Annotated in this window: 7 protein-coding genes; 2 read left to right on the top strand and 5 right to left on the bottom strand. The window is 64.2% G+C overall.

Translation table 11 applies throughout. The features are described 5' to 3' along the window. The first annotated feature begins 110 nt into the window (after window positions 1-110). Both XI09_RS15450 and XI09_RS15445 read left to right on the top strand, forming a co-directional pair. Entirely contained in the window at window positions 111-881 is a 771-nt protein-coding gene (locus XI09_RS15450) for a hypothetical protein (RefSeq protein WP_271567585.1), read from the top strand. 210 nt (window positions 882-1,091) lie between these two features. Next, window positions 1,092-1,421, top strand: a complete 330-nt coding sequence (locus XI09_RS15445) for a hypothetical protein (protein ID WP_271567584.1) — start codon at window positions 1,092-1,094, stop codon at window positions 1,419-1,421. A gap of 118 nt (window positions 1,422-1,539) precedes the next feature. On the opposite strand, the gene XI09_RS15440 is transcribed toward XI09_RS15445, so the two are convergent. The 5 genes from XI09_RS15440 to XI09_RS15420 form a co-directional block, all read right to left on the bottom strand. Continuing rightward, window positions 1,540-4,848, bottom strand: coding sequence for a UvrD-helicase domain-containing protein (locus tag XI09_RS15440; RefSeq protein ID WP_271567583.1), 3,309 nt, complete (start codon window positions 4,846-4,848; stop codon window positions 1,540-1,542). Then, entirely contained in the window at window positions 4,845-7,562 is a 2,718-nt protein-coding gene (locus tag XI09_RS15435; protein WP_271567582.1) for a PD-(D/E)XK nuclease family protein, read from the bottom strand. The genes XI09_RS15440 and XI09_RS15435 overlap by 4 nt, the downstream gene beginning before the upstream one ends. 102 nt (window positions 7,563-7,664) lie before the next feature. Beyond that, on the bottom strand, window positions 7,665-8,105 hold the full coding sequence (locus XI09_RS15430; protein WP_271567581.1) for a DUF6527 family protein: 441 nt from the start codon (window positions 8,103-8,105) through the stop codon (window positions 7,665-7,667). Beyond that, window positions 8,102-9,274: a ThiF family adenylyltransferase gene (locus tag XI09_RS15425; RefSeq protein ID WP_271567580.1), complete on the bottom strand. Its 1,173-nt coding sequence runs from the start codon at window positions 9,272-9,274 to the stop codon at window positions 8,102-8,104. The genes XI09_RS15430 and XI09_RS15425 overlap by 4 nt, the downstream gene beginning before the upstream one ends. After that, a complete protein-coding gene (locus tag XI09_RS15420; protein WP_271567579.1) occupies window positions 9,249-9,995 on the bottom strand; it encodes a multiubiquitin domain-containing protein in 747 nt (248 codons plus the stop codon). Before XI09_RS15420 ends, XI09_RS15425 begins: the two co-directional genes overlap by 26 nt. Window positions 9,996-10,014 lie beyond the last annotated feature (19 nt).

Here is a 10,014-nt window from a genome sequence, read left to right as displayed (position 1 = left end):
GAGGAGCGAGAGGACCGCGCCGTGGTCAACCAAGCTGCAGCGCACGTCCCAGATCCCGAACGATGAACGCTTGGCGGACGCTGGCCTTCCCTCGTGGGTACTCCCTTCTCATGCGGTCGTTCGACCAGGATACAAAGAACACCGAACGAGCGCAGATGATCTGGACTCTTCGTAACGAATTTCTGGCGCGCTCGACACGGCGTGATTCCGCGACGCTTGCGCCGGTTGATCAGGTACGCCGCCCGGTCATCGCGCCCACCGACGACGAGTATGCAGCCTATGTTGATCCTGTCTCGTCGAAACGCTGGCTCGCAATCCCATCCGATTGGGCCTGCCCGATCTGCGCGCGGAGCAAGCGCCAGCTCATGCGCAAGAGCAAGAGCGGAAGATGGTCGGGAGGCGTTCGGTCGCTGTATGAGTGCACCCTGGAGCGGGATGATCTGACGATCGCAAATCGGCAAAGGCTGTTTCCGGACTTTCGGAACGATATCTTCGTGCGGGACATCTCACAGATTACCGTGTGCGCGGACTGCGCGGGAATTAGTTCTGCCCTCATGCAGAAGGATCAATCGATCCGTGATCCCTATCTTAGTAGCGGAGACCGGCGCACTTCTATCGTTAGCAGCCAAGCACACAGCACGCATGAGATTGATTTCGAAGCGGCACGGAACCGTGCGATCGCAAACGAATCTTATGCTGCAGCGTCGGCAGCTTTCCTCGCTTTTCGCGAACGAGTCCGCGATTTTGCTGGGCGATTCGAACGCGGGCGTCGATGGGGAAACACGGAAAGGAGCTGCTGGACGAATTCGCCGACGATCTTCGTGTCATTCACGGCATCGAAGATCCCGCGGAAGCAATGGATCTCGGCAAATGGCTTTTGACGCAGGCTACCGGTAGCGACAATGAGCCCCCGACACGCGGCATCGAATAATCCGGCTAGGAGCCGTCCACTTGGAAACGCTTGCGCTGACCGAAGGTACTCGAGAAACGTGAACGCCGCTATTCCTGCCACATCGCTGTCAAGCAAACGATTAAGAATATCCTAAAGATAGAAACATCAGGGCGAATGGGGCTTTGACGAATCAGCTAGTTTGGCTCTGGGGGCGTTCGCAGAGATCCAGGCGATTGGGTATGGCTTGAGAAATTTCGCGCCGTTCGACGCAGCGCTATCGGATACGCTGCGCCTCTCGCTTGGCGATTGGCGAAACATACCCTCGTTTCCACCCGCTATCTTTGACAATGCAGTCGCGCGTTCGGAGTTCTATGTCGCGCGCGGCTTCAATCCGGACCTGACCGAATTCACCGCCGAGGCGTTCGACGAAACCACCACCATCGCCGGACTTGATGCGCAGGAATATTCCGAAGCCGCCGGCGATGAAGAAACAGATCTTGTTCGCACCAATCGTGCCCACGACCGATAGCTGCGCTTTGAACGACGGCTACACATGACGCGGTCTGGCGTCGTCGTCCGGTGGTGTCGGTCGGATGAGTCCCTTACATCGATCTCGTCGCGCCAGCGTCCGAGACTGCCCGAACGCCTTATCGTTCAATCCAGTCCAGTTCCCCGAGTGTCAGGTAGACGACAGCACCGCGCGGTGCGCCGACCGCTTCCAGATACTGCAGCAGCTGGCCGGCATAGGTCTGCCGGTCGGCGGTAGTCGGCGCCACGTCGCTCTTCCAGTCAAAGGCGACAACGGCCCGGCCGACTGCGACGGCAACGGCGTCTGCGCGGCCAGCCACCAGGATGCCGCCGGCGTCACGGGAGCTGTAGAGCGCCATCTCCGGTACTAGTGTGGCACGGTGTTCGGCGACGCCCGGCAGATTTAGGGCTCGCAAGACGGTCATGGCCATCTCCGCGGGAGCGGGCAGTGCTCCCGCTTCTGGCGGACCCAGCTGCGCGAGGAGGACGCCGGCTCGGGATTCCAGAACACCTGCCGCCTCCTCGATCTCTCCCGTCAATACCTCTTCGATCAGCTTGTGCAGCACCGCGCCCCGGATTGCGCTGCCCATGACCGTCACAAGACCCGCGGGGTTAGCGTCAGCGGCCTCGTCGATCCGTGCAACTTCGACCAGGCGATCGGCGTCGCCGTCGCTTGGCCGAACCCACCGGATCGGCCGGGACGCATCCGCGATCGCGGCTTGCTCAGCGGCAAACACCTCCTCGCTCTGGTGGTTTTCTTCTGCTGCGACCCGCACCGGAGGACGCCGAGAGAAGCGCGCGGCATCCCATTCCGGGATACCATCCTGCCCCAGATCGAGAAGGTGCGCCCAGCTATTGGTGCGCGGTACCGACAATGTCGGCAGGATCAGCATTTCGATCGCCCGCGTGCAGGCGACGTATAGAAGCCGCTCGTGTTCCTCTGCGCTGTCCTGGTCGTCGATGCTGATGGCATCCGCGATCGCTGGCGGAACGACATCGCCCAGCACCCAGTGCAGGGTGTCGTCCTGACGGCGGTGGATAAACGGCTGACGCCGTCTGAGTTCAGATCCCATATTGATCGGAATGACGATCGGCCATTCGAGGCCCTTGGCGCTGTGGACCGTGATGATTTCGATCGCTTCGCGGTCCGCATCCAGCCGCGCTTCGTCGTAGGGCTCGGGTCCGAGAGGACCGCCCTCCCAGTCGGCGTCAATGTCCTGCGCCAATTGCTTGAGGCCGCGCACGCCATAGCGGCGTGCGCGCTCCATCAGAAGATCGAGATTGGCCAGAGCGCGTGCTGCCTGGTCGCTGCCCCGCGCGGCAAGTGTGGCCCGCACGCGCAGCCGATCGATCGCCTCGCTCAGCAACAAAAACGGCGTCGTTCGCCGCACACGCCGCCCCAGATCTCGGAGTACGATCAGCGTCTCCCGCGCCAGCGGATGGTTGATCTGCGCTGGCAGCGTCTGCAACGTCAACCTCGGCGCCGACGGGCCATCTTTTGTCCCGTCCGGCGCGAGAGCCCGCGTGATATCGAGCAATTCGTGATTGGTGAGACCGACGAGCGGCCCGCGCAACAGAGCGCCGAGCGCCAGCGTATCACCTGGGTCCGCCAGCGCGCGGATCAGCGCGACGAAATCCTGCGCTTCCTGGCGGCGGAAGAGGTTGCGGCCGGCCTGAGAGACGAGCGGCAGGCCACGCTCCTCGAGCGCCCGTTCGTAACGCCAGAGCTCGGTGCCGACCGGCGCGAGCAAGGCGATGTCGCCGGGCACGATCGAGGAGGTTTCTCCGCCGGATCGCCGCACGCGGATATTTCCGATGAGCTGGGCGCAGATGTCGGCAACGGCTCGTGCTTCCTCGTCGCGTATGAACGCCGCGCGGCTTTTCTCGCCGATACGGATCGTGGCTTTCATGACGCAAGGAAGACCATGCTCTGCTGGACCAAGCGAGGACACGAGGGGAACGTAACCCGGCGCCTGTCGGCCCAACGGATCGCGGAAACAGCGATTGACGTGGTCCAGGATCTCACCGCGTGACCGGAAGCTCGTCGTGATCCGCAAGATATTGCCTGGAAACTGGCGCTCGACGGCATTGCGCGCCTCCATATAGGTTGCGACATCAGCGCCTCGAAATCTGTAGATCGCCTGCTTCGGATCGCCGACCATAAACAGGTTGCCCGGAATCAGTTCCCGCGCCTGCCAGGCCGGAGCAGCGCCGGGAGCGCTGGCGATCAGAAACAAGATCTCGGCCTGCACCGGATCGGTGTCCTGGAATTCGTCAACGAGGATCCGCGTGTAGCGGTTTGACGCCGCCTGCCGGACGGTTTCGTGACCGCGCACAAGCGCGCGCGTGGCGAGCAACAGATCGTCAAAGTCAAGAACGGCAGCGTTTCGCTTGAACGCCTCGAAGTCTTCAAGGAGCTCATCGAGCGCGCCGGAGAAGGTCGCGACCAGCGCTGTCGCGATGCCGCCGAGAAGAACACGAAACTCCGCCGCGCACCGGTCATAGTGGGATGCGGCCTGCTCTGCGAGGCGCGCACCTTCGTCCTTGCCGGCAGCGTACTTCCAGGCCCCCAAGCGCCGATACGGGCGCAGATCGCTAGAGCGCCAGGCCATTGCATTGACGCGAGGCGGATGGGCAAGCTCCCAGAGCCGCTCGAATGACGGGGCAGGATCGAAGGCGCCCGCGAAGAAGGCGGCGAGCCTCTCGAGATCTGCAACGTCTTCGAGCGCCCGGTCGGGAGCCCGCGTGCCGTCGATCCAGCGGCGAAATTCCCGCACACTCTCGACAAACTCCAGATCCGCGTGTTCGGCTAGATCGCGGGGCAGAGGCTTTGCGGTCCGAAAGTCGCGCCGGAACTTGCCGAGCTTCTTCAGGGTATCGACAGCCTCCCTTGGGTCTCGTCGCGCCATCACAACGACCGGATCGGTCGGATCGGCGTTTTCGCCGAGACGCCGCCGCAGCCAACGCTCGAACACGGTCGTGAAGGCAAACTCGGTCTGGACCGCATCGAGAACCTCGGCGCCAGGATCGACACCCGCCTCGATTGCGTAGCTGCGAAGCAGCTTGTGGCAGAAACCATGGATGGTGGTTGCCGTCAGTTCGTCCAGTCGCGCGCGCGCCGCTATCAGCGCGGCTCTCTCCGGCGCGGTCAAGGTTTTGTCGACGGCGAGCGCCAGGTCATCGGGGACGTTACCATTCAGCAGCTCGTTCACGAACCGCTCAACGCGCACGCGCAATTCTCCGGCCGCGAGCTCGGTGAACGTGATGGCGGCGATGTTGCGCGGCGCGACACCGCTGGCCAGGAGCATGGTGACGCGACCGGCTAGCAGCGAGGTCTTGCCGGTGCCTGCCGCGGCCTCGACAAGCAAGGTTTGATCAAGGACAGTGAGGGCGCGCCGCCGATCGGCGCTGTCGGCGAGCGCGTTCATGGCAACTCCCAAAACCGGGCCAGATCGCCGGCGGCGGCAATGAACGCAGCTTGCTTTCTGCGGAAGTAGGCAGGAGATGCAGGAAGCGCGAGCCGAAGATCGTTGAGACGGTCGCCGGCGGCCGGCCCCGGAACAGCATGGCCGCGTGTCAAGGCAGCGCAGGCCGCGTTGACGAAGGCTGCGGTCTGCGCAATTGCGTCATCGAGTTCCGGCAGCAAGAAGATCGCCGGTTCGTCTTTCAGATAGATGAGCCGGGTTCGAATGGCGGGCACATCCGGCAGAAGGTGACGGCATGCCAACGCGTACAGGACACGCTGCAATTCGGCGCCACCGGCGATGACTCTCTCAGCGGGATTCTCCGGCCGCTCGCCAGTCTTGTAATCGGTGACACGGACAGCGACCCCACCAGCGCGCAGGTCAACGCGATCGATTTTTCCGCGAATGGCGACGGCCGTGCCGGGCACATCGACGCGCAACGCAGGGTCCCACGGCCAATCCGGATTTTTAGGCTCTGGCGGATTGGCGTGCTCGCCGAACGGCACCTCGGTCCAGCTGCGCGTGCCGCTCTCGGTGAATTTCTCGTTCGTCAGGCCAGCCAGCGCCATGGCGGATGCCTGGCGCACGGTGTTGACCCAGAGCACCTCGGGCGGCACGGGCCGTTCCAGCGGCCACGCCGCAATCACGTGACGCGCCGCCGCCTCCAGCGCGCCCTCGATCTCCTCCTTAGCGGCCACGGTGAAACCGGGCATCGGCTCGAGGGCATCGACGGCGCGGCGCAAAAGCTCATGGACTAGCCGGCCGAATTCATCGGGTGGAAGGATCAGTGGACGCTCCCGGTCGTCCGGCGCACGCCATCCGAGCGCGTATTTCCAGACAAAGCCCAGCGGATCGCGCAGCAGCCGCGCGAGCGAAGTCGGCGACTGGATCTCTGCGAGGCTTTCGGCGATGACGGCATGATCCGCGACCAGGAGCCCGTCATGGGCCATCAAATCCGGTCTGTGCCAGCTCTGCCAGCACCGCAGGGCGGCGCCTGTCGCGAGGTGTTCGGCTATCTCTCGCGGGCGTGCGGTAAGCCGGTCCGATTCGCTTGCCGCGTGCTCTGCGATCCGCGTGCGCGCAAGTGCGAGCGCATTGCCGCCCGGAGCCAGGAGCGGGCTCGGGCCCGCCCGACCGCCCTGCGCGTTGCGACGGCTGCGCGAAAGAACAATGCCTTGTGTCGCGCAAGCGGCAATAATGCCGAATGCCCGCCGGTCCGCTTCAGCGGGCGGATCGGCGTCGAGGGGACCCGGTGGTCCAATATGGTCCGGCAGCAGGGGATCTTCGCCGGACGAGCGCGGCCATCCGCGCTCCGTCAGGCCAAGCAGACGAACCCAAGGGCGTGGCGATGCCGCCAGCTGCCATGCTGGCGCCCAGGCCACGGCGTCGCTGGCATCTCGCTCATCCTCGACACGGATTTTACGAAGCGAAAGCTCCAGAGCGGCCGCTGGCGCGCTTCGAGTGGCCCGCTCCCAGAGGCGGCGCGCACGGCCGCGCAGGAACGCGTCCGCCGCTTCTTCAGCCGCTGTGGTTCCTCGTTCCAGCAAGGTCAGCAAAGGCATCACGATCGGACGCGGATCGGTATCTGGAAAGGTGAGCTGGTCGAGGCCTCGAATCCATTCCGCGGCCGAGGTCAGCGATGCGCTGCGCGGCACGCGCAGCCAGTCACGCGGCAAAGCGTCGAGCGCCGTTCGCTGGCCCGCAGCCAGAGCAAACAGACGCCGCACGCGGGCCTGGCTGAGGCCGTGAAGCAGTACATCCGCGAGCGCTGCGCAACGCTGTCCATCCGCGGTGCCAAGACACGGCCGGCCGTGCGGAAAACTCACCGGCAGTTCGGTTTCTTGCGCCAGCGCGACGGTGTACTCGTCCCATTCGTCGGTGCTGACGCCACAGATCGCGATGTCCCGGGGCTCGGCTTGTCCCGAGGCAATCAAGACGCGCGCCCAGCGAAAAGCCTCGAGCACCTCGTGTCGGGGATCGGCGCACGTGACCTGGACGGGCGTCGCCGCCACGGCGGTCGCCGTTCTGACCTCCCCGGCAAACCAGGCCGTGTCGGCGCCGGGCGGCGCGGTCCAGACAACCGGCGCCATGGCGCAGAGATCATGGATGATCGGTCGCCAGACCGGCTCGATGAAGTGTACCCCCATGATGGAGACCGGGCCCAACACCGCGGGGGCCCATTGCATTCGCGCGCGCGCCTCGTCACGGAGATCCATCGGCAGGCGCGCGCCGCCGGCTAGAAATTCGCAGACACGGTTCTCAAGCAGAGCAAGATCGCGGATTCGCGCGTTACCGTCCGGCGCGTGAGCGAGACGGGTGTCCGCGCTCCATGCCGCTCTCAACGTTCGCGCGACGGCGCGCGTCATCCCGGGAAGATGCCGAACGGTCTCGATGTCCTCGAAGCCGCCCGCATCAAGGGCGCGGGCGACAACAAATTCAAGCTCCTCGCCTGTCACTTGATGCAGGAAGCCGCCTGCCAGCCGCGCCGCCAATTGCGTTGCCGTCATGATCTGCAGACCGTTCTCGCCATCGCGTGCGGCGGCCGCGCGGCGGGTGGCGAATGCCAGCCCGCCCTGGATGATAACGGTCCTCCTCATCACCACTTTCGCCTCCCCATTTCCGGCAACAACCTTATCAAAGAAGCCGCCCGCCTCGGAGGCGCGGCGCAGCGTGCCCACACCTTCGTGGCGTCGACTTGTGCGCAGGGACCATCGTCGGCGGCCCTGCGCTAAATCGCGTGAAGAAGAGGGCCCGGCGGCAGGTTGCCGCCGGGCCTATCGTTACGATTGGCCCGAGACCCAATGCCAGACGCGGCGCCAAATGGGCGGCGTTGCCTTGGGCGGGCTGGGCTGCAGGGGACGATCGACCTTTGGCGACTGCCCGTAGAAGCGCGCTTTGGCGGCGCGATCACGGCGCCGTTCGGCTTCAACCTGCTCATCACTCCACGGGCCGGCTTCAATCACCTTGCCATGGTCGATCACATAATGAGACCGGCACTTCAGCGTCCAATTTCCGATCGATGGGCGAAGCGAGATGGTCTCACCATCGAACGTCATCTTCCAGTCCGTGGGCGTGAAGGGCGCGACAACCTCCTCGCCGCACCCGCAGCAGCAGCTATGCGCCGACGTGGCATACTCCATCGAAACATAGAGAATTCCTGCCTCAAGGCGTTCGGGAATATGCTCGACAAACCGATGCTCCAATTTCTTGTGCCGGATCACGTGAGGTCCCCATTGATCAGCATGTTGCCGTCGGTCGTGTACGTGCAATGATGCTCGTGTTCGAGGTCTCGATAGAAACCGCGGATCTTCTTCCACTTGATGACCGCGAGGACAGCATTGAGGGCGTTGAGGTCTGCGACCTGGATGTTGGACGCGTAGATGTCCTCGGCGCCACCGCCGACGAAGGAAATGCGCTGCCGCGCGTGATCGCGCTTCTCCGGCGTGCTGGCGGTCACCCGCAAGATCCCGCCGAGTGAGCCTTCGTCGAGCTCGAGACCCATGCCGACATCGATGAATCCGGCGCCGATGGCCTCGAGTTTCTCGACGATCAAGCGCTTGGCTTCGCCGGCGTCGAGGGACAGGAAGGCAAAGGTGACGCCGTCGAGAAGGTGGATGTTGTCGGCGCCGAGCGTGACGCCGTGGGCCACGACATTGCGGTGCATCCGGCCATAGATGCCCTTCAGATAATCGACCTTCTTAGGCGCCTCGCGCAGTTCCTCCAAGCTCGGAGCGCCCGGCGCGCGAAACGCGTTGTGGGTCAGGAATTCGTCGCGATCGAACAGCCGGATTTCGCGGACCGGCGTCTTGGCGACGAAGTCCAAGATGTACCCGCCGGTGCCGCCGACGCCGACGATAGCGACGCGTTCATTGACCAGGCGTTCGGTCAAAACGCCGATCCCGACACGGTCCGAGGCGGTCTCGACATAATTGAAGACGCTGTCTTCCTCCTCCTCTGGCGCGCGGAAGGTGCGAGGCGTGGCGCCGGGCTTCAGCACCGCGGCCGGCCCCGCGATGATGTTGGCGTAGCTCGTCATCTTCTGGTGGTAGTTCGAATAGCCGCCGTCTGGCTTGCTGGAGAAGCCGTATGCCGCCTTGAGGCCGTGGCCGAGGTCGAAAGCGCCGGCGGCATGGGAGATGCCCTGGATGGGCGTGCCATCGGCATGGCATGGAAAGTCGCCGTCCCAATGGACGACATGGGTATCGGGCGTTCGCGTCTGGTCGCCGGCCAGGGTGAGGCTGGAGATCAGGGTGCCGGTGCGCACCTGGCGGTGCGCATCGACATAGGGCACTTCCCGCATTACGAGACAGCCGCCCTGCTGCTGGACGAAGTAACCTTCGTCCCGCAGCTGCTTGAGGTCCTGATTACGACTGAACAGTTCGCGTGACATTGAACACCGTGCCTTTCTTTTTGACATCGACCGAGCCACCTGCGCCGAGCTCGCCGGCATGCGGCGTCGACGCCGCGTGGCGGAAGGTCATGGAGAAGACGACGTTCGGCGCGTGCTGGCCCGGGAAGGCCAACTGGACGATTTCGTCGAACGTGACCGTGCGCGTCGGCACCGTGCGCTGCCGTGAATTGACGATGATCTCATAGCCCTTCTTCGCCGTGATGAAGTGTTCGATGCCGGGCTGCGTCAGATCGACGAGATCACCGCCTTCAATGAGGCGATCCTCGCCGCCGGGGATTTCGAGGAAGACGGCTTCGCCCTCGCCGGGCTTGGCGAGACCGTAGAGCACCGCACCGCTGATGGCCGGCTTGCCCCAGCGCAGCTCCTCCTTGTTGAGGGTGAGCTTGAAATCGCGATCGGTCTCAAAGGCGATGAAGCGCTCGGCGCCGCGTGCGCGGAGATCAAAGGGCTCGTCGAGCAGCACATCCTCGAAATCGCCGGACGGCAAGATCGCAAAGAGGCTGTAACCATCCCGCGGGTCGAGTGCTGCGGCCTCGAGCAGTTGCCGGCCGAGCGGCACGGGATCGTTCACCTGGCGGGTTTGGAAGTTGAGATCGCCCTGCGCGAGGAGGAAGCGATACCCCCGCGCCGGGCGCAGCGCCCGGCCTTCGCGCAGGGCATCGCCGAGGTCGTCATAATCAAGCAGTTCTTCAGTCTTCATCAGATTGGTTCCTTAGGTT

This window comes from Bradyrhizobium sp. CCBAU 11386 (assembly GCF_028128955.1).
GTDB lineage: Bacteria > Pseudomonadota > Alphaproteobacteria > Rhizobiales > Xanthobacteraceae > Bradyrhizobium.
This window is presented reverse-complemented; position numbering and strand designations above follow the sequence as displayed.